General features: G+C 70.9%; 15 protein-coding genes. 7 read left to right on the forward strand and 8 right to left on the reverse strand.

The genetic code is table 11. From position 1 onward, the window contains the following. Positions 1-361 precede the first annotated feature (361 nt). Complete coding sequence (locus tag ACWDA7_RS29795; RefSeq protein WP_450607945.1) at positions 362-1,582, forward strand: cytochrome P450; 1,221 nt, start codon at positions 362-364, stop codon at positions 1,580-1,582. A 205-nt stretch (positions 1,583-1,787) separates the two neighbouring features. On the opposite strand, the gene ACWDA7_RS29800 is transcribed toward ACWDA7_RS29795, so the two are convergent. Together ACWDA7_RS29800 and ACWDA7_RS29805 are read right to left on the reverse strand one after the other, a co-directional pair. After that, positions 1,788-3,398, reverse strand: coding sequence for an ABC transporter permease (locus ACWDA7_RS29800; protein WP_450607947.1), 1,611 nt, complete (start codon positions 3,396-3,398; stop codon positions 1,788-1,790). After that, positions 3,395-4,297, reverse strand: a complete 903-nt coding sequence (locus ACWDA7_RS29805) for an ABC transporter ATP-binding protein (RefSeq protein ID WP_450607949.1) — start codon at positions 4,295-4,297, stop codon at positions 3,395-3,397. Before ACWDA7_RS29805 ends, ACWDA7_RS29800 begins: the two co-directional genes overlap by 4 nt. A 102-nt stretch (positions 4,298-4,399) precedes the next feature. Here ACWDA7_RS29805 and ACWDA7_RS29810 point away from each other — a divergent pair, with 102 nt between their 5' ends. Continuing rightward, positions 4,400-4,897 (forward strand): GbsR/MarR family transcriptional regulator, encoded by a 498-nt coding sequence (locus tag ACWDA7_RS29810; RefSeq protein WP_450607951.1) that lies wholly within the window; start codon positions 4,400-4,402, stop codon positions 4,895-4,897. Positions 4,898-4,952: 55 nt separating this feature from the next. Here the strand turns inward: ACWDA7_RS29810 and ACWDA7_RS29815 are convergent, their stop codons facing one another. Further along, positions 4,953-5,807, reverse strand: coding sequence for a diacylglycerol kinase family protein (locus ACWDA7_RS29815; protein ID WP_450607953.1), 855 nt, complete (start codon positions 5,805-5,807; stop codon positions 4,953-4,955). Positions 5,808-6,002: 195 nt separating this feature from the next. Here ACWDA7_RS29815 and ACWDA7_RS29820 point away from each other — a divergent pair, with 195 nt between their 5' ends. Together ACWDA7_RS29820 and ACWDA7_RS29825 are read left to right on the forward strand one after the other, a co-directional pair. Beyond that, on the forward strand, positions 6,003-7,286 hold the full coding sequence (locus ACWDA7_RS29820) for an adenylosuccinate synthase (RefSeq protein WP_450607955.1): 1,284 nt from the start codon (positions 6,003-6,005) through the stop codon (positions 7,284-7,286). Between the two features lie 209 nt (positions 7,287-7,495). Continuing rightward, a complete protein-coding gene (locus tag ACWDA7_RS29825; protein WP_450607957.1) occupies positions 7,496-9,304 on the forward strand; it encodes a bifunctional metallophosphatase/5'-nucleotidase in 1,809 nt (602 codons plus the stop codon). Here ACWDA7_RS29825 and ACWDA7_RS29830 read toward each other — a convergent pair. Then, a complete protein-coding gene (locus ACWDA7_RS29830; RefSeq protein WP_450607959.1) occupies positions 9,301-10,098 on the reverse strand; it encodes an SDR family oxidoreductase in 798 nt (265 codons plus the stop codon). The genes ACWDA7_RS29825 and ACWDA7_RS29830 overlap by 4 nt on opposite strands. A 96-nt stretch (positions 10,099-10,194) precedes the next feature. On the opposite strand from ACWDA7_RS29830, the gene ACWDA7_RS29835 reads away from it, so the two are divergent. Beyond that, positions 10,195-11,061: a sigma-70 family RNA polymerase sigma factor gene (locus tag ACWDA7_RS29835; RefSeq protein ID WP_450607995.1), complete on the forward strand. Its 867-nt coding sequence runs from the start codon at positions 10,195-10,197 to the stop codon at positions 11,059-11,061. 19 nt (positions 11,062-11,080) lie between these two features. On the opposite strand, the gene ACWDA7_RS29840 is transcribed toward ACWDA7_RS29835, so the two are convergent. From ACWDA7_RS29840 to ACWDA7_RS29855, 4 genes are all read right to left on the reverse strand, one after another. Beyond that, complete coding sequence (locus ACWDA7_RS29840; protein WP_360996185.1) at positions 11,081-11,731, reverse strand: hypothetical protein; 651 nt, start codon at positions 11,729-11,731, stop codon at positions 11,081-11,083. Positions 11,732-11,794: 63 nt separating this feature from the next. Next, positions 11,795-14,251 carry a dolichyl-phosphate beta-glucosyltransferase gene (locus ACWDA7_RS29845; RefSeq protein ID WP_450607962.1) on the reverse strand — a complete coding sequence of 819 codons (2,457 nt, stop codon included), beginning with the start codon at positions 14,249-14,251 and terminating at the stop codon, positions 11,795-11,797. Continuing rightward, positions 14,248-14,937, reverse strand: coding sequence for a GntR family transcriptional regulator (locus ACWDA7_RS29850; RefSeq protein WP_450607997.1), 690 nt, complete (start codon positions 14,935-14,937; stop codon positions 14,248-14,250). The genes ACWDA7_RS29845 and ACWDA7_RS29850 overlap by 4 nt, the downstream gene beginning before the upstream one ends. 134 nt (positions 14,938-15,071) lie before the next feature. Continuing rightward, positions 15,072-16,427 (reverse strand): aminotransferase class III-fold pyridoxal phosphate-dependent enzyme, encoded by a 1,356-nt coding sequence (locus ACWDA7_RS29855; protein WP_450607964.1) that lies wholly within the window; start codon positions 16,425-16,427, stop codon positions 15,072-15,074. 330 nt (positions 16,428-16,757) lie between these two features. On the opposite strand from ACWDA7_RS29855, the gene ACWDA7_RS29860 reads away from it, so the two are divergent. Further along, complete coding sequence (locus tag ACWDA7_RS29860; RefSeq protein WP_450607966.1) at positions 16,758-18,665, forward strand: serine/threonine-protein kinase; 1,908 nt, start codon at positions 16,758-16,760, stop codon at positions 18,663-18,665. Positions 18,666-18,789: 124 nt separating this feature from the next. After that, positions 18,790-20,340 carry a PstS family phosphate ABC transporter substrate-binding protein gene (locus tag ACWDA7_RS29865; RefSeq protein WP_450607999.1) on the forward strand — a complete coding sequence of 517 codons (1,551 nt, stop codon included), beginning with the start codon at positions 18,790-18,792 and terminating at the stop codon, positions 20,338-20,340. Positions 20,341-20,350 lie beyond the last annotated feature (10 nt).

Here is a 20,350-nt window from a genome sequence, read left to right on the forward strand (position 1 = left end):
CGTAACACCTGCTCGTCGTCCGGCGTGAGGTCCTTGAGGCGGGTGCGGATCGCCACGCCGGACGGGCCGACGGCCACGAAGGGGGCAGCGATCGTGCGCAACGACTCACCACGCATCGATCTGCCCCCTCCCCAACACGTGGTCAGCAACAGGAAGAACGGTATCGGCCGGCACTGACAGTGCCCGCCAAGCGGTCGTGCGCGCTGCACCACCACGAACAAGTACATGCTCGTGCACACGCACGCACACTCCTGCACATCCGAAACCGAACAGCTCCCAACTCCTGGCTGACCCCGCGCCGGTGCCACGGCCGGTGGAACGCCTCTGGTCAGAGGGGGGCAGACCGGGCTAGCGTCCGGACATGGCAGCCCGATCCGACCTCGCGTTCGACCCCTGGGACCCGGCGTTCATCGCCGACCCCTACCCCGCCTATGCCGAGCTGCGCGCCCGGGGGCGGGTGCACTACTACGAGCCCACCGACCAGTGGCTGGTCCCGCACCACGCGGATGTGTCGGCGCTGCTGCGCGACCGGCGTCTGGGCCGGACGTACCAGCACCGGTTCACCCATGAGGACTTCGGCCGGACGGCGCCGCCGCCCGAGCACGAGCCGTTCCACACGCTCAACGACCACGGCATGCTCGACCTGGAGCCGCCGGACCACACCCGTATCCGGCGGCTGGTGTCGAAGGCGTTCACACCGCGCACGGTGGAGCGGCTCAAGCCGTATGTGCACGGGCTGGCCGGCGAACTGGTGTCCCGGCTGGTGGAGGCGGGCGGGGGCGACCTGCTGAGGGACGTCGCCGAGCCGCTGCCGGTCGCGGTGATCGCCGAGATGCTGGGTATCCCGGAGGCGGACCGCGGGCAGCTGCGGCCCTGGTCGGCGGACATCTGCGGGATGTACGAGCTGGGTCCTTCGGAGGAGACGGCGCGGAAGGCGGTACGGGCGTCGGTCGAGTTCTCGGACTACCTCCGGGAGCTGATCGCGACGCGTCGCAAGGAGCCCGGCGAGGACCTGATCTCGGGTCTGATCGCGGCGTACGACGAGGGTGACCGGCTCACCGAGCAGGAGATGATCTCGACCTGCGTGCTGCTGCTGAACGCGGGGCACGAGGCGACGGTGAACGCGACGGTCAACGGCTGGTGGGCGCTGTTCCGCAACCCGGATCAGCTGGCCGCTCTCCGCGCCGACCACTCGCTCGTCCCGTCCGCCGTCGAGGAGCTGATGCGCTACGACACCCCGCTCCAGTTGTTCGAGCGCTGGGTGCTGGACGAGATCGAGATCGACGGCACCACCGTCCCCCGGGGCGCGGAGATCGCCATGCTGTTCGGCTCGGCCAACCACGACCCGGCGGTCTTCACCGCCCCCGAGAAGCTGGACCTGACCCGCGAGGACAACCCGCACATCTCCTTCAGCGCGGGCATCCACTACTGCATCGGCGCCCCGCTTGCCCGCATCGAACTGGCGGCGTCGATGACGGCTCTGCTGGAGAAGGCGCCGACGGTGCGGCCTGCGGCGGAGCCGGAGCGCAAGCCGAACTTCGTGATCCGGGGGCTGGAAGGGCTGAGCGTGGAGATCGGCTGATCACCGCTATGCCGAGGCGGGGATCCCGGTCTGCTTGCTGATCGACCGGGACAACCGCTCGGTCGTCGTGTGCAGCGATCCCGACCCGGAGATCGGGTACCGGGGCATCCATAGCGTGACGTTCGATGACAGGGTCACGCTCCCCGATCCCGTAGGCATCGACATCGATACCGAGGAGCTGAAGGTTAAGCCGGCTGAGGCACCCTCAGCTGCTCACGTCCCGCCTCCGCAACCCCACCAGCCCCCCGGCCACCAGCACCACCGCGAGCCCCGTCAGGATGAGCACCGGCGGCCAGTCCATCTCTCCGCCGGGCAGCTTCGGCAGATGCCCGAAGGGCGACAGGTCCAGCACCACCTGCGGAAGGTTCAGCGCCGGTCCCACCCAGCCGATGAGCAGTGCCGCGCCCGCCACGCCCCATGCCGCCATCGCACCCTGCGGCAGTACCCCGTACAGCAGGACCGCCAGGCCGCCGATCACCCACACCGCCGGGAGCTGCACCAGACAGGCACCCAGGATCGGGCCGATCTCCTTGCCGTAGCCCGCCGCGAAGCCGAGGCCCGCCAGCAGCATGATCAGCGCGGCTCCGCTGAAGGCGATCACCAGATGTCCGGCGGCCCAGCGCAGCCGTCCCACCGCGTTCGCCAGCACCGGTTCCGCCCGCCCCGAGGACTCCTCGCCGCCCAGACGCAGGACCGACGAGACGATGTACAGGGCGGCGACCAGGCCCATGACGCCGACCATCGCGGAGAGGAACGTGTCCGTCAGCCCGGACTGCCCGCCCATCCGCTCGAAGATCTCCCGGGCCTTGTCGTTGTCGCTGACGAGCTTCGTCGCGCCGTCCGTCATGCCGCCGTAGACGACTCCGGCGAGGAAGAAGCCGAGACTCCAGCCGAGCACACCGCCGCGCTGCAGCCGCCAGGCCAGCGCGCCCGCCGAGCCCAGACGGCCGGTGGCGGGTCCGGGCCGGGTGGGCAGGAAGCTCATGCCGATGTCACGCCGTCCGGCAAGCGCGTACGCCACCGCGCCCTGGACGAGCGCCGCCGCAGCGAACAGCAGCAGCACCCACCAGCGTTCACCGGCGTACGGGCGCTCGTTCTCCAGCCAGCCGAGCGGGGATAGCCAGGTCAGCACGGACGAGCCGTCGTTCGCCCCGGCGTCGCCCGCCGCGCGCAGCACGAAGGCGGCGCCCAGCACCGCGCCCGTGAGCCCGCGCGCCAGCCGTGCGCTCTCGGTCAGCTGCGCGACGATCGCCGCCATCGTGGCGAAGACCATCCCGACCCCGCCGATGCCCAGGCCCAGCGCCAGTGACCCCGTGGCGCCCTGCCCGGCCAGACCGACCGTGATCACCAGCGCCAGTACGGCGTTCGCGACCGCGGCAGCGAGCAGCGCCGCCGTCAGCGGGGCGCGCCGCCCCACCATCGCCGAGGAGATCAGCTCCTGCCTGCCGCTCTCCTCCTCGTCGCGGGTGTGCCGTACGACGACGAGCAGGCTCATCACGGCAGCCAGCAGTCCGGCGTAGACGCCGATGCGCCAGGCGGTGAGCGCGCCGAGCGACTCGCCGAAGACCGGGCCGACCATCGCGCGCAGTGAGGTGTTGGTGGCCATCTGGTCGGCCAGGTCCGCGCGTTGGGCCGCCGTGCCGTACAGGCCCTTGAGCGTGCCCGGCATGGACAGCACCATCAGGGCGTTGACCGCGATCCAGAGGGGGATCATCAGCCGGTCCCGGCGCAGTGCGAACCGCAACAGCGTCCCGGTGCCGGCGAGTTGACGGGACCCCCCGGTCCGCACGGTCAAGGCCGGTGCCGCGGCGGTCATCGGGTCCCCTCTTCCTGGTAGTGCCGCAGGAACAGCTCCTCCAGCGTGGGCGGCGTCGACGTCAGCGACCGCACTCCCGACTCGCTCAGCGACCTGAGCACCGCGTTCAGCTTGTCGGTGTCGACCTGGAGCCTGACCCGCCGGCCCTGTGTGTCGAGGTCGTGCACGCCGGGCAGGCCGGCCAGTCCGTTGGGCGCCCCGGCGAGTTCGGCGGTGACGCTCGTCCGGGTCAGATGGCGCAGTTCGGCGAGCGAGCCGCTCTCGACCGTCCGGCCCTTGCGGATGATGCTGACCCGGTCGCAGAGCTCCTCGACCTCGCTCAGGATGTGCGAGGACAGCAGGATCGTCCGGCCGCGCTTCCGCTCCTCCTCGACGCAGCGCTGGAAGACCTCCTCCATCAGCGGGTCGAGTCCGGACGTCGGCTCGTCGAGGATCAGCAGGTCGACGTCCGAGGCGAAGGCGGCGACGAGGGCGACCTTCTGCCGGTTGCCCTTGGAGTACGTCCGCCCCTTCTTGGTCGGATCGAGTTCGAACCGCTCGATCAGCTCCGCCCGGCGCGCCCGGTCGAGGCCACCGCGCAGCCGGCCGTACAGGTCGATGACCTCGCCTCCGGACAGGTTGCGCCACAGGGTGACGTCGCCGGGGACGTACGCGACCCGGCGGTGGAGTTCCACCGCGTCCGACCACGGATCGCGGCCGAGTACCTGCGTGGTGCCCGAGTCGGCGCGCAGCAGGCCCAGCAGGACCCGGATGGTGGTGGACTTGCCGGCGCCGTTCGGGCCCAGGAACCCGTGGACCTCACCGGCCTCGACGTGCAGGTCGAGTCCGTCCAGCGCATGCGTCCTGCCGAACGACTTGTGCAGTCCGGAAACCTCGATGGCGGGGTTGGCCTTCGTCATGATTCGGAAGGTACGCTGTTTTCAGAAAATTGTGAAGTTAAGGAAGCGTAGAAAACGTGGGTAGACTCGACGAGGTGTCTGACCAGGGGAGATGATCCAGGGATGACGGAGCCGCAGGCCGCAGAGCGGGATCCGGAGTCGGTCTCGCGGTTCGTGGAGCACTTCGCCGCACAGCTGGTCGAGGCGGGCGTGCCGCGCATGCCGGCCCGGGTCTTCGGTGCGCTGCTCGCCTCCGACACCGGCACCCTCACCTCCGCCCAACTGGGCGAGCAGTTGCAGATCAGCCCGGCCGCGGTGTCCGGGGCGGTGCGCTATCTGGCGCAGGTGCACCTGGTGTCACGGGAGCGGGAGCCGGGGTCGCGCCGGGAGCGCTACCGGGTGCACAGCGACCAGTGGTACGAGGCGCTCACCAATCGCGAGGCACTCATCAAGCGGTGGGAGGAAGCCCTGCGGGAAGGGGTCACCAGCCTGGGCGCCGACACTCCGGCGGGCCGCAGGCTCGAGGAGACCCTCGCCTTCTTCGAGTTCGTCGAGGGTGAGGTCGTGGCCATGATGGAGCGCTGGCGCGTGCATCGGGACAGGACGTTCCGCCAGGGCTGAGCATCCCGTGCGGAAGCCGGTGGCACCACAGGCTTCCGGGCCCCCGAGTCACGAGTCACGACGAAGCCGGCACCGTGAGCCCCCAGGCCCCCGCCCACACCGTCCACGTCCGGCTGCGCACCGGCCCGGCCACCACCGCGTCCGCCCGGTACCGGAAGTCCGCTCCGCTCACGGTCACGGCCCGTCCGCGCGCCTCCAGCGGCGACGCCTCCGCCCCCACCGACACCGGCCGCACCTCCACGACCGCGGTACCGGACGAACCCGGCGTCACCGACACCCCTTGAACGGGCTCGTCCAGGTCCACCAGCAGCACCCCGTCCACCTCCACCCGCAGCCGGGCGGGTCCGGGCGGGGGCGGCGTCGTGAGCCGGGGCGGGCGCACCGCCAGCGTCCGCACCAGGGACCGCCCCACCCGCAGCCAGGGCCGTCCCGAAGAGATCCGCTCGTCGGCCGCCGTACCGTCCCGCTGGGCCGGCACGGCCGGTACCGACGGGATCCGCAGATCGCCGAGGACCACACCGTCACTGTCGTCCACCAGCAGATCCAGCCGCCGCTCCACCCCGTCCAGTACGGCTCTGGCCGCCGCCACCGCCCCCTCGGGCACCCCCAGCGAGCGCGCCAGGGACTGCGCGGCGCCCACCGGCACCAGCGACAGCGCCGTCGTCTGCAGCTCACGTCTGCGGTGCAGCAGGGTCACCGCACGGAGCAGGGCCCGGTCGTCGCCCACGACCACGGGGCGTCGCGCCCCCCGGCGGTCCAGTGCCCGGGCGAATTCCTCCGGGTTCTCCGGGAGGCACACCTTGGTCGCCGCACCCGCGCTGAGCACGTCTTTCGCAATCAGTACCGACTCACCGTCACTGTGACGGGCAACCGGGTCGATCACCACGAGGAGCTGGTCGGAAGTCGCCACCTCGGTCCTGCCTCGCTTCCTCGGGTAGCATCTTTGTGCAAGAGCCCCTTGCGCTATTGCGCCAGGGGCTTCGTCTATTCCGGGGCATCCGGTCCGACGGTTTGCGGCCAATGACGGCCGCGGTGCACGCGGTGGTGGAGCCTCCGCGTACGCCCCCGACCCTGGACATGCCCCGCCCGGAAGGGGTGTACGCGCGTGCCAGCACTTGTGCTGCTCGGTGCTCAGTGGGGTGACGAGGGCAAGGGAAAGGCCACCGACCTGCTCGGTGGCTCCGTGGACTATGTGGTGCGCTACCAGGGCGGCAACAACGCCGGTCACACGGTGGTCGTGGGTGACCAGAAGTATGCCCTCCACCTCCTCCCTTCCGGAATCCTCTCGCCCGGATGCACGCCCGTCATCGGCAACGGAGTCGTCGTCGACCCCTCGGTCCTGCTCTCCGAGCTGAGCGGTCTGAACGAGCGCGGCGTCGACACGTCGAAGCTGATGATCAGCGGGAACGCGCACATCATCACGCCGTACAACGTCACCATGGACAAGGTGACGGAGCGCTTCCTCGGCAAGCGCAAGATCGGCACCACCGGCCGCGGCATCGGCCCGACCTATTCCGACAAGATCAACCGCGTCGGCATCCGGGTCCAGGACCTGTACGACGAGTCGATCCTGACCCAGAAGGTCGAGGCGGCCCTCGACGTCAAGAACCAGATCCTCACCAAGCTGTACAACCGGCGCGCGATCGTCGTCGACCAGGTGGTCGAGGAACTGCTGGGCTACGCCGAGAAGATCGAGCCGTATGTCGCCGACACCGTCCTGATCCTCAACCAGGCGCTCGACGACGACAAGGTCGTCCTCTTCGAGGGCGGCCAGGGCACGCTCCTCGACATCGACCACGGGACGTACCCCTTCGTCACCTCGTCGAACCCGACCGCGGGCGGCGCCTGCACCGGCTCCGGTGTCGGTCCCACGAAGATCAGCCGCGTCATCGGCATCCTGAAGGCGTACACGACCCGCGTCGGCTCCGGTCCCTTCCCGACCGAGCTGTTCGACGAGGACGGCGAGGCGCTGCGCCGCATCGGCGGCGAGCGGGGCGTGACCACCGGACGTGACCGCCGCTGTGGCTGGTTCGACGCGGTGATCGCCCGTTACGCGACCCGGGTCAACGGGCTGACGGACTTCTTCCTCACCAAGCTCGACGTGCTGGACGGCTGGGAGCAGATCCCGGTCTGCGTCGCCTACGAGATCGACGGCAAGCGGGTCGAGGAACTCCCCTACTCCCAGACCGACTTCCACCACGCGAAGCCGATCTACGAGTACCTGCCGGGCTGGCAGGAGGACATCACGAAGGCGAAGACCTTCAGCGATCTCCCCAAGAACGCCCAGAACTACGTCAAGGCCCTGGAGGAGATGTCGGGTGCGCCGATCTCGGCGATCGGCGTCGGCCCGGGCCGCGACGAGACGATCGAGATCAACTCGTTCCTGTAGTCCGCGGTTTCCCCCTCTCTACACGCCCCCGGTGAGGCTCCGGCCGACCCGGGGGCGTGGTCGTTTCATGGGCCATCCTTGACCTGTACATGAACTATTGGGGGTTCCGTACACAACTGGAGTGACGCAACCTTCTACGCGTGTAGTCCCCGTACTGCCCGCTCAGCAAGCGCAGTTGACCTCCGTCACCTCAGCTCCAGGAGCCTCGAATGCCCGTCAGTCCCATGAACCGCCGGGAGTTCATGCAGAAGTCGGCCGTCACCGGAGCGGCCGTGGCCGCGGCGGGAAGCGTCGCCGTCGCGCCCGCCGAGGCGGCCGGCCGCACGCCCGAACACGCGCCCTGCACCTGGTCGTTCTCCATCCTGGGCACCACCGACCTGCACAGCCACGTCTTCGACTGGGACTACTACCTGGACGCGGCCTACAGCGACAAGGCGGGCAACTCCGTCGGTGTCGCGCGCGTCGCCACACTCATCAAGCAGCAGCGGGAGGCGAAGGGCGAAGAGCGCGTCCTGCTGGTCGACGCGGGCGACATCATCCAGGGGACCTCGCTCGCGTACTACTACGCCCGCGTCGACCCGATCACGGGCAAGGACGCCCCCAAGCACCCCATGGCCGTCGCTATGAACCACATGCGCTACGACGCCGCCGCGCTCGGCAACCACGAGTTCAACTACGGCATCGACGTGCTGCGCAAGTTCGAGAGCCAGTGCCGCTTCCCGCTGCTCGGCGCCAACGCCCTCGACGCCAGGACCCTCCGTCCCGCCTTCCAGCCGTACACGGTGAAGCGCATCTGTGTGCCGGGCGCGCCCGACATCAAGGTCGGCATCCTCGGACTCACCAACCCCGGTATCGCGCTGTGGGACAAGGACAACGTCAGCGGCAAGATGGTCTTCCCCGGGCTGGTGGAGCAGGCGAAGAAGTACGTGCCGCGGCTGCGCGCCCTCGGCTGCGACATCGTCTTCCTGACCGACCACTCCGGCCTCGACGGCTCGTCCTCGTACGGCAGTGAACTCCCGTACGTCGAGAACGCCTCCAACCTCGTCGCCGAGCAGGTCCCCGGCATCGACGCCATCCTCGTCGGCCACACCCACGTCGAGGTCCCCTCCTACACCGTCAAGAACGACGAGACCGGCGAGGACGTCCTGCTGTCCGAGCCGTACTGCTGGGGCATGCGGCTGACCGTCTTCGACTTCGAGGTCGAACTGCACCACGGCCAGTGGAAGGTCACGAGCAAGAAGGCCCAGACCCTCAACCCCAACGGCGTCGAGGAGGACCCGGAGATCACCCGGCTCCTCAAGGCCGACCACGACCTCGTCGTGAAGTACGTCAACACGCCCGTCGGCACCTGCACCCAGGACCTCTCGGCGGCCGAGTCCTGCTGGCAGGACGTCCCCATCATGGACTTCATCCACCAGGTCCAGATGGCGGCGGTCGCCACCGGCCTCTCCACCGCCGACGCCGCCCTCCCGCTCATCTCGGTCGCCGCGCCCTTCAGCCGCACCGCCGACATCCCGGCCGGGAACGTGACGATCAAGGACATCGCCGGGCTCTACATCTACGACAACACCCTGTACGGCAAGAAGCTCACCGGCGCCCAGCTCAAGGACTACCTGGAGTACGCGGCGAAGTACTACCACCAGGTCCCGTCCGGCACGAAGGTCGACACCGCGACCCTCACCAACGCCAACAACTTCTGGGACTACATGTACGACACCGCCGCCGGCGTCGACTACGAGATCGACATCGCCCAGCCCGAGGGCTCGCGGATCAAGAACCTCACCTACAAGGGCGCCGCGGTCGCCGACGACCAGGTCTTCGTCGTCGCCGTGAACAACTACCGCGCCAACGGCGGCAGCGGCTACCCGCACATCGCCGCCGCGGACATCGCGTACAGCTCCACCAACGAGATCCGCCAGCTGATGATCGACTACGTCACGTCGAAGGGCACCCTGAACCCGGCGGACTTCGCGGTCACCAACTGGAAGCTGACCCAGAACGGCACGGCCGTCTTCTAGACGGCCGCTTTCCCCGGGACGCCCTCCAGCCGCTCCGCCAGGAAGTCCTCCCAGGTCCGGGTGCCCGTCTCGGCCCCTTCGAGGGTCAGGTTGGCCCCGGCCCGGTAGGCGCGGCCCGCCTTGCCGGGCATACGGACCGGCAGCATCGGGCGGCGCCTGCCGCGCGCGGTCAGGTAGGTGCGGAGCAGGTCCGCCAGGCCGTACACCGTCGGTCCGGCCAGATCGGGGACCAGGCCGGCCGGCTCACCGAGCGTCAGCTCCACGAGCCGGGCGGTCACGTCCCGCGCGTCGACCGGCTGCAGCCGCAGGCCGCCCGGGACCGGGACGACCGGCAGCTTCGCCATCTTCTCGGCCATCAGCAGCGCCAGGTCGTGGAACTGGGCGGCCCGCAGCGTCGTCCACGGCAGGCCCGACGCGGCGACGGCCCGCTCGGCCTCCAGCTTGGAGCGCAGCCAGGCCAGCGGGACCCGGTCCGCACCGATGACCGAGATGTACACCAGGTGCCGCACCCCGGCCCCCTGTGCGGCCCGCACCAGATTCCGGGTCGCCTCGTCGTCGCCCTTGGGGCCGCCCGCGAGGTGCAGCACGGTCCCGGCGCCCGCCACCGCCGCGTCGAGACCCTCACCCGTGCGCAGGTCGACGGCCACGTGCGTGACGCCGTCCGCGGGCTCGTGCGCGTGCCTGCTCAGCACCCGCACCTCGCGGCCCGCCTCCCGCAAGAGCGGTACGACGTGGCGGCCGAGCGTGCCGGTGCCGCCGGTGACGAGGACGGGCGCGGTCGTCGAGTTCATCATCTTCCTCCCAAGCGGTCGGTTCTCACCCGTGCGGGTGATCTACTGGGACGACCCGCCGTCCGGAAGGAATGTGACACGGTGTCCGAACGCCAGCTGATGACCGAGCGGTTCGAGGAGCAGCGGCCCAGGCTGCGGGCGGTGGCCCACCGGATGCTCGGCTCGCTCAGCGAGGCCGACGACGCCCTCCAGGACGCGTGGCTGCGCGTCGATCGCGCCGACACGAAGGACATCCAGAACCCGGCCGCGTGGCTGACCACGGTGGTGGCCCGGGTGTGCCTGAACATGCTGCGCTCGCGCGAGACGCGGCGCGAGGAGCCGCTGGAGGCGGGCGGGAACCCGGTCGCGGACACGGTGGTCGACCCCGAGGAGGAGGCGCTGCTGGCCGAATCGGTCGGTCTCGCGCTGCTGGTCGTCCTCGACACGCTGACGCCCGCCGAGCGGCTCGCGTTCGTGCTGCACGACATGTTCGCCGTACCGTTCGACGAGATCGGCCCGATGATCGACAAGACCCCGGCCGCGACCCGCCAGCTGGCGAGCCGGGCGCGCCGCCGGGTACGGGGGACCGCGGCGCCCGAGGCCGATCCGCCCCGCCGGCGCCGGGTCGTGGACGCGTACCTGGCCGCGACGCGCGGCGGAGACTTCGAGGCGCTCCTCGCCCTGCTCCATCCGGATGTGGTGCTCCGGGCCGACCGGGCGGTCGTCCCGACCCCCGAGCCCTTCCGCATCACCGGCGCCCACCCGGTGGCCAAGGGCGCGATGGCCTCCATGGGCCGGGCCCGGTTCACCACGCGCGTCCTGGTCGACGGCCGGGCCGGCCTGGCGATGCTCCGGGCCGGCCGGGTGCGCCTGGTGCTGAGCTTCACCCTCTCCGACGCCGACGGCCTGATCACCGCGATCGACGTGATCGCCGACCCGGAGCGCCTGCGGGAGGTGGAGGTCGCGATGCCCGACGACCGGGCCTAGCGGTCCCCCACCTGCCGCCTCAGCTGAAGATGATCATCGATCCCTGGGCCAGGCTCCGGGTCGCCGCCGAATGCAGGCCGAGCCACACGTGCCGCTCGCGGGCGAAGGGGCTCGGGTCGTACGGAGCCGGGAGCGCCGGCTCCTCCAACGCCGTGGGCGCGAGCGGGGGATCCGGCGCGGCGGGCGGGTTCGCCGGGTCGATGCCGATCGCCTGCCCCACCGCCTCCAGCTCCCGCAGCAAGGCCTGGGAGGACCCCAGCGGACCGCCGCCCGCGAGGAGTTCGTCGTTCGACAGCGGCTGTGGGAAGTCCACCGGGACGTACGCGCCCGCGTGGTCGTAGTGCCACACCAGATGCGACTGCTGAGCCGTCGACTCGAACATCTCGAGCAGCTGCTCGTAGTCGCCGCCCAGCTCGTCGACCGGCGTCACCGCCAGACCGCACACCTGAAGCAGATAGGCGCGGCGCAGGAAGTGCAGCGCGTCGTAGTCGAAGCCCGCGACCGGCGCCACCTCACCCGTCAGCCCCGGCATGTACTGGTACACCGGCACCGGCGGCAGTCCTGCCTCGCCCAGCACCTTGTCGTAGAGGGCGAGTTCTTCCGCGAACGGATTGTCGGGCGTGTGGCACAACACGTCGACGAGCGGGACCAGCCACAGGTCACAGGCCAACAGTAAGCTCCTCGGGTTATCGGAGTGGTGCAGGCAGCGTAATGGGCGCGAAGCCGGGGTGTCTCAGCCGTGCAGGTCCCATACCCATACGCCGCCCACCCACTTACCCGGCCGCCCCACGAGCGCGTTCACGGCCCGGCGCAGCTGGTCCTGGTACGGCTGCGGGGCCAGCACCAGAGCACCCGCCTTCCAGTACGCGAAGTCGACGCGCGCCTGCGCCCGCCAGTTCTTGCCGATGGTGGGGGCCACTCCGGTGAAGCTGACGTCCCGCAGCATGCTGGACGTGTAGCGGGGCTGCGCGGTGTAGATGCCGATGCGGTCGCTGCCGTAGGGGCCGTTGAAGTAGCCGCCCGGCACACTGAACTTCAGGCCGGTCGCGGTCTGCCAGTGCAGGGCCTCCGCGTTGCCCGAGTCCGGCAGCGGGATCGGCACGAGCGTCTCGTCCTTGCCGACGTAGGACTTCCACGTCCCGTCCGCGATGAACGCCGGCACCTCGGCGCGCTCCACCGTCTTCAACGGGGCGGGCAGGATCGGGATGAGCGCCGCCGCGACCGCGGTCAGCCCGACGAACTGGTTCGCGATGTTCGGCGTGCGCAGCAGCCGCTCGATCGCCACGGCCAGCAGCATGCCCAGTGCCGGCGCGCAGATCATCGCGACCCGGCCCTCGATGACCGACTCGAACAGGGGCTTGTCCGCGAGCAGGGCCCAGGGGCCCGGGAGAGTGGTCTGGCTGAGCGGGATCCGGAATCGGGGGCCCAGGGACAGGAAGGCGGCGGCCACCGCCGTGAACGCGAGCGCCTTGACGAGGGCGCGGTCCCACAGCCGCACGACGATCGCGAAGGCGAGGGCGACCAGCGGCCAGCCGTAGAAGGCGTTCTGCTCGGTGGGGTTCAGCGACAGGGCGTTCGCGGTCACCTCGTTGCCCGCGACCAGCGAGCGCTCGGCGAAGGAGAGCAGGGCGAGCGGACTGTTGCCCGCGTTGTCGCCGTGCAGAACGCTCTTGTAGCTCTGCGGACCGAAGAACTGCCAGTACAGGGGGAGCGCCACCAGGGGCAGGCACACCGCCGCGCCGATCGCCAGCCCCTTCAGCAGCGGCTGCCAGGCCTTCTTCGCCACGTCCCGGCGCACGACCCCGTACGCCGCGGCGAACAGCGCCATGCCGAGGGACGCCAGCAGCAGCGGCTCCTCACCGAGGAAGACCTGATACGCCGCCATCAGCCCGAGGACGACCCCGTCCCGGACGACCCTTGTACCCGAACACAGGCGCAGGGCGCGCTCGATGAGCAGCGGGATCATGAACAGGACGGTGAAGTTCGGGTGCGCGTTGGCGTGGCTGACCATCGGGGGCGCGAAGGCCGCGAGCGCCGCACCGGTGAAGGCGGCACCCCGGCGCCGTACGACGCGTTTCACGATGAGCCGGTACCAGGCGGCGGCCGTCGCGGCGAGGCCCAGGGTCATCACCAGCGCGAGCGTGACCGCGGGACCGAGGAGCAGCGTGATCGGTGTCAGGGGGACGGTCAGGCCCAGCATCACCGTGTTGGCCATGAGGTTCACGCCGTCGGGGAAGCCCTGCAGCGTGGTGAAGAGGGGGTTGCGGAGATGGGCCACGTTGTCGGCCGTCACCGTGAAGAACCACTCCCACTGGTTCTGGTCCTGGAGCGAGTCCGGGAGGTAGCGGTGGCCCGGGTCGGCCCAGCGGCCCGAGTACAGGCCCACCGACATCAGCAGGAACACGGCGACGGCGAGGAGGTCCGCGGGGCGCACGGAGCGGATCTTCAGGCCGGCCAGTTCGGCCAGCACACGGAGGTAGTCGAGGGGGCGGACCTTGGAGCCCGGCTGGTGGGCCCAGCGCACCGGCACCTCGGTGACCGGCCAGCCCGAGCGCCGGAAGTGCTGGAGTATCTCCACGTCGATGCCCCAGCCGCTGAGCCGGGACCCGGTGAACGCCTCACGGGCGCGGTCGCCGTCGAAGAGTTTGAAGCCGCACTGGGTGTCGCGTATGCCCGGCACGGCGATCCCGCGTATCAGGAGATTGCCCGCGCGCCCGAGCAGTTCGCGCAGAAGGCTCTGGTGCCGCTCTATGGTCGCCCCCGGTGCCGAGCGGGAGCCGATCGCCGCCGAGTGCCCGTCGGCCAGCGCCTTCTCCAGGGCCTCCAGCTCCTCGATCGGCGCCGCCAGGTCGGCGTCCGTGATCAGGACCCGGCGGCCGTAGGAGGCGAGGACGCCCAGGCGCAGGGCGTGGCCCTTGCCGCGGTTGCGAGGGCTGGTGAGGAGCTGCACGCGCCGGTCGCGGGCCGTGACCGCGGCGACGATGTCCCGTGTGCCGTCGGTGGACCCGTCGTCGACGACGACGACCTCCCACTCGCCGAAGCGGCCCTCGTGCTCGCGCAGATATCCCACGATCGCGTTGAGGGTGGGTCCGAGGCGTTCCTCCTCGTTGTAGGCGGGGACGACGACGGACAGGTCGATGGAGGTGGCCTGCATGTCCTGTATGACGTCGGTGGCCTGCGTCGCGCTCATCCGGCGGCCCGTCTTTCGAGCAGCGCGAGGGAGTGCGCGTTGTACGCGGCGACCACGGACTGCGCCGTGGCGGGGTCGCGGCGCGCCAGCGCGTCCACGAGCTCGGTGTGCCCGGCCCAGAGCCGGCCCCTGAGATCGGTGGCCTTGCGCAGGTGCTGGACCGTGCAGACCCAGGTCTGCACGCGCAGCCGGTGCAGGAAGTCGGCGAGGTAGGAATTGCCGTACAGGGAGCCGAGCTCCCGCCAGAAGCGCAGGTCGTAGCCGATCAGGATGTTCAGTTCGCCGGCCGCCGCGGCGCGCTGGGCCTCCTCGCCGCGCCGCCGCACCGCCCCGAGGGCGGCCGGCAGGCCCGGGAGGTCCACCGCGATGCGCCCACCGCCCTCGATGAGGTGGCGGAAGATTCCGTCGGTCACGAGGCTGCGGGCCTCGATCATCTCGCGGTAGTCGTCGAGGGAGTAGGCGTGCACCTCGAAACCGCGGTGCTGCACGGCGTCCAGGAGACCCTGGGCCGACAGGTCGACCAGCGCCTCGCGGACGGGGGTCGCGGAGACGCCGTACTGCTCGGCGATCTCCTTCACCGTGAACTCCTGGCCCGGCTGCAGCCGGCCGGCCAGCACCTCGTCGCGGAGCGCGTCCGCGACCTGCTGCCGCAGGGTGCTACGGGTAACGGTGCCATTGCCGGGCATCGTGGTCTGGATCCCCCATCCGCGTACGGTTCCGTGTTCCTCATCGAGCACGTCACCTTACGCGGTGGGGGTTGCACGAGTGCCGCATGCGGCGCCTGTGGCGGGGCCGGCGCGGTGGGTCCCCGCCGGACCGGCTACGCGGTGTACTCGTCCGCGACGGCCAGCGCCGCGTCCAGGGCCGCGAGGCCTTCCTTGGCCTCCGCCTCCGTGACGGTGCAGGGCGGAACGACGTGCGTGCGGTTCATGTTCACGAAGGGCCACAGACCGTTGGCCTTCGCGGCGGCGGCGAACGCGGCCATCGGCGCGTTCGCCTCACCGGCCGCGTTGTACGGCACGAGCGGCTCCCGGGTCTCCCGGTTCCGCACCAGTTCCAGGGCCCAGAACATGCCCACACCGCGTACGTCGCCCACCGACGGGTGCCGCTCGGCCAGTTCGCGCAGCCCGGGTTCGATGACCTGCGCACCGACGACCGCCGCGTTCGCGACGACGCCCTCCTCGGCCATCACGTTGATCGTGGCCACCGCCGCGGCACAGGCCAGCGGGTGCCCGGAGTACGTCAGACCGCCCGGATAGGGCCGCTTGCCGAAGGTCTCCGCGATCTTGCCGGAGATGGCGACACCGCCGAGCGGCACATAGCCGGAGTTCACGCCCTTCGCGAAGGTCATCAGGTCCGGGGTCACCTCGAAGAGGTCAGCGGCGAACCACTCGCCGGTGCGCCCGAACCCGGCCATGACCTCGTCGAGGACGAAGACGATGCCGTACTTGTCGCACAGGTCGCGGACGCCTTGGAGGTAGCCGCGCGGCGGGACCATGATCCCGGCCGTCCCGGGGATGGTCTCCAGGACGATGGCGGCGATGGTCCCCGGGCCCTCGAAGGCGATGGTCGTCTCCAGGTGCTCGAGCGCCCGCTCGCACTCCTGCTGCTCGGTCTCGGCGTAGAAGCGCGAGCGGTACAGGAACGGCGCCCAGAAGTGCACCACGCCGGCGGAGCCGCTGTCGGAGGCCCAGCGGCGCGGGTCGCCGGTGATGTTCACGGCCTGCTGGGTGCCACCGTGGTACGAGCGGTAGGCGGACAGGACCTTGGGCCGGCCGGTGTGCAGGCGCGCCATGCGCACGGCGTGCTCGATCGCGTCGGCACCGCCGTTGGTGAAGAAGATCTTGTCGAGGTCGCCGGGGGTGCGTTCGGCGATCAGCCGGGCGGCCTCCGAACGGGCCTCGACGGCGAAGGCCGGCGCGAACGTGGTCAGAGTGGCGGCCTGCTCCTGTATCGCGGCGACGACCTTCGGGTGCTGGTAGCCGATGTTCGTGAAGACGAGGCCGCTGGTGAAGTCCAGGTAGCGGTTGCCGTCGTAGTCCCAGAAGTACGACCCCTCCGCACCGGCGACGGCGAGCGGGTCGATGAGATCCTGCGCTGACCAGGAGTGGAAGACGTGCGCACGGTCCGCGGCCTTGACGGCGGCACCGGCCTGAGGGTCGGTCTGAGGGGTCATGCGGCGAAGCGTAGGTGTCCGCGGTGCGGGCGCGACATCGGCGTCCTGTCTGCGGTCGGGGACTTTCCGCGACAGGTTGTCGTATGGATGCCGCCCGGGGCCGGCCTGCCCGCGCGCCGGGTACCGGATCCGGGCGGGCCACGCCCCGCACTGCCCGCCACCAGGTGTTCGCCGAGGTCCCGCGCGTGCGGGACGCCTTCTGGGGACCGGAAGCCGTCCGCCCGGCCTGTTACGGAACCGTAGACACCACCCGGACCGACTCCCCGTACGGCGGCATTATCCTCGGGCTGTCGCACGCAGGGGGGTAATCAGGGGGTAGGTGACACGGCGATGGACAAGCCGAAGGCGGGGGATCCGGTGGGGACGGCTCCCGGAATGGACCTCCGGGGGAGTGCCGGGTCCTATCGGCTGCTCAGGCGGCTCGGGGCCGGCGGCATGGGGAACGTGTATCTGGCCCGCTCCGACCGGGGCCGCACCGTCGCGGTGAAGCTTGTCAGGCGGGAGCTGGCCGAGCAGGAGGAGTTCCGGGCGCGTTTCCGGCACGAGGTGCAGGTCGCCCGGCGGGTCGGCGGGCACTGGACGGCGCCTGTCCTGGACGCCGACACCGAGGCCGACATCCCCTGGGTCGCCACCGGGTATGTGGCGGGCCCGACCCTGCACACTGTCGTCTCGCAGGACCACGGCGCCCTACCGGAGCGTTCCGTGCGCGTGCTGGCCGCCGGTCTCGCCCACGCCCTTCAGGACATCCACGCGGCGGGGCTGATCCACCGCGACCTCAAGCCCTCCAACGTCCTCGTCACCATCGACGGGCCGCGGGTCATCGACTTCGGCATCGCCCGCGCCATGGAGACGCTGACCGGCGCCTGGCTCACGCGTACCGGGGCGCTCGTCGGATCGCCCGGGTTCATGTCGCCGGAGCAGGTGCGCGGCGACCGCATCACACCCGCGTGCGACGTCTTCTGCCTCGGGTCCGTCCTCACCTACGCCACCACGGGCGCCTTTCCCTTCGGCACCGTCGACAGCGGCGTGCACGCCCTGATGTTCCGCATCGCGCAGCAGGAACCCGAACTGGGCGGCATGCCCGAGGAGCTCGCCGCTCTCGTACGGGACTGTCTGCGCAAGGATCCGGCCGCCCGGCCCACGCCCGCGCAGATCCTGGAGCGGATCGGCGCGGAGGACACGGTCTCGGACGGCCGGAGCCGGGAACCCTGGCTGCCCGGTTCCCTGGTTGCCCAGCTCGGCCGCCATGCCGTGCGGCTGCTGGACGCGGAGGATCCGCAGGACGCGGTGAAGGCCGGCCTTCCGGGGCCCAGGACGGGCGATTCCGGTGCCCCGCAGGACCCCGTCGACCTGACCAAGCGGCTCCCGGACCCGGAGGTCGCTCCCGAGCACGCCGCCGCGGCGGACGCGGCGCCCCCGCCGGGTGCGACCGCCGTCCCCGACCGGCTGCCCGTCCAGGCCGCCGGTCCCGGCCACACGCCCGCGCCGGGTGCCCCGCCCGCCTACGGTCACCCGCAGCAGCACCCTCAGCCCTCGGTGCACGGCGACCCGCAGAACGCCGGAGGCTGGACCGGTACGCCGGCCCCCGGCCCGGTCCCGCCGTACGGGTCTGTGCCGTACGGCGGGATGCCCTACGGCGACCTGGAACCGCAGTCCCGACGCGGGAACCGCCGCTCCACCGCCGTGCTGGTCGCCGTCGCCCTGGTCGTCGCGCTCGGCGCGGGCGGCTCGGTGTACGCGCTGATGCGGGGCGACGGGCACGGTACGAAGGGCGCCGCGGGCCCCTCGCACACCGCCGGGGCGCCCACGGCCCAGCACCCGACCACGCCGGCGCCCTCGGCCTCGAAGAGCGCGAGCTCCGGCTCGCAGTCACCGGCCGCCGGCACCGTCCCCTCGGCCTACCTCGGCACCTGGAACGCCGCCATCGACAACGCCGGTGGGCACAGCACCCGCCAACTGGTCGTCCAGCAGGGCAAGGTGGGCGACACGGTGCTCTCCCTGACGGCGGACGGCCCGCCCGGCAGCGGCACGTACCACTGCGTCTTCCAGGCGAAGCTGGCCGAAAGGCCCACCGCCGGGAGCCCGTTGGAGATCGGTCCGTCCACGGTCACGGTCGGCAGGCCTGCTTCGTCCTGCACCCCGGGTCAGGCCACCGAGCTGACGATCCTCCCGGACGGCCGCCTCAAACGCCTGAACACCAGCACCGGAGAGTCCCTGACGTACACGAAGGGAGGCTGAACTCCCCACTTACGCCCACCCGTTGAACGTCACATGAACTTCGGCGGAGGGCCCCTGCGTGTTTTCGCCGACGGGCCGTACGGTGACCGCACGATCGGCTCCGGTGAGTAGCGGGGGACCCACGGTGGAGTGGTTGAGCGCAGAGAACGTCGTGGCCGTGGGGACCGCGGTGCTCGGCATCGTCGCTTCCGGTGTCATGGTCTGGTACGAACGCCGGGTGCCGCGCCGCAAGCGCGTCGGCTACCGCGTCCAGATGGACAACCCGATAGGCGACGACGTCCGCTCGGGCCGTGCGAACAGACGCCTCGGCCTCTTCGACGAGGTTCCGGGCATGGTGGACGCGACGCTCGTCCTCCTGCGCATCGAGAACGACGGCTCGCAGGGCATCGACCGCGACGACTACACCGGCCCCGAAATCCACGGTCTGACCGCGGTGTTCACCGACCGCACCATCCGCGGTGTCTCGGTCACGCAGCCGACCGACGCCGACCACCTCATGGACCACTTCATCCCGGATCGCGGTTTCGGGTACGAGGGCAACACGCTGCGCATCCCGCGGGTCCCGCTCAACCGCGGCGACCACTTCAAGCTGCTCGTGCGGCTGTCGGGCGGCGATGTGGGCCGCGAGATACGGCTCATCGGCGGCATCCGGGAAGGCGAGGTGCACCCGAACCGCAGCGCCACCCCGGACGAGAAGCCGCCGCTGTTCAGCCGCGCCGCCCGGCTGATCAGCATCACGCTCACGCTCAGCGTCGTCACGCTCGCCGGCATCGTCATCGCCCGGGACGACAACCCGCCCCCCATCGAATGTGCCCGCGGCTCCCTGGCGATCACGGGCTCGACGGCCTTCGCCCCCGTGGCACGGGAAGTGGCGAAGCAGTACGAGAAGAAGTGCGAGGGTTCCGACATCAAAGTGGACGCGCGGGGCAGCGAGGCGGGTGTGGGTGAACTCGCCGCCCGGGGCGCCCAGTCGAAGAGGTCCCCGTCCATGATCGCGTTCTCCGACGGGCCCACCGCCGGCGAGTCCCGGGACCTCGAGGGGAACAGGGTCGCGGTGCTGGCCTTCACCCTGGTCGTCAACCAGGGCCTCGATCTCGGGCGCGGGCTGTCGCTGACCGACGTACGCCGCATCTACCGCGGGCAGATCACCCGCTGGAGGCAACTCGACCCGCATCTGCCGAATCTGCCCGTGGTGCTCGTCAGCCGCAACGCCGACTCCGGCACGCGGCAGATCTTCCAGCGGCGGGTGCTGGGCAGCTGGGAGCGGGCCCCCAGCACGTCACTGGACTGCCTCCACAAGGACGACGGGACGGCCCCCGTCATGCGCTGCGAACTCGACTCCACGCAAGAGGTGCTGGACAAGGTGGCCGCGATCCCCGGGGCCATCGGCTACAGCGAGCTCAACTTCGCCCTGGGCCACAAGGGGCTGCGCCGGGTGCCCCTGGGCGGCGCCGTGGCCTCCGTCCAGGACATCGAGTACGGCAGGAGCGACTACCCGTACCGCGGGGTCGAGTACGCCTACACCTACGGTCACCCGCCCGCCGGTTCCCTGGCCGCCGGCTTCCTCGCCTATATCAGCCAGAGCGTCGGCGAGACCGTGATCCGCAGCCACGGCAACCTGCCGTGCTCCGCGCCGGCCGTGCTGCCGCTGTGCGACGACGACGGCGGAAGCTGACCCGTACGTG

It is taken from the genome of Streptomyces sp. NPDC001156, from assembly GCF_053598275.1.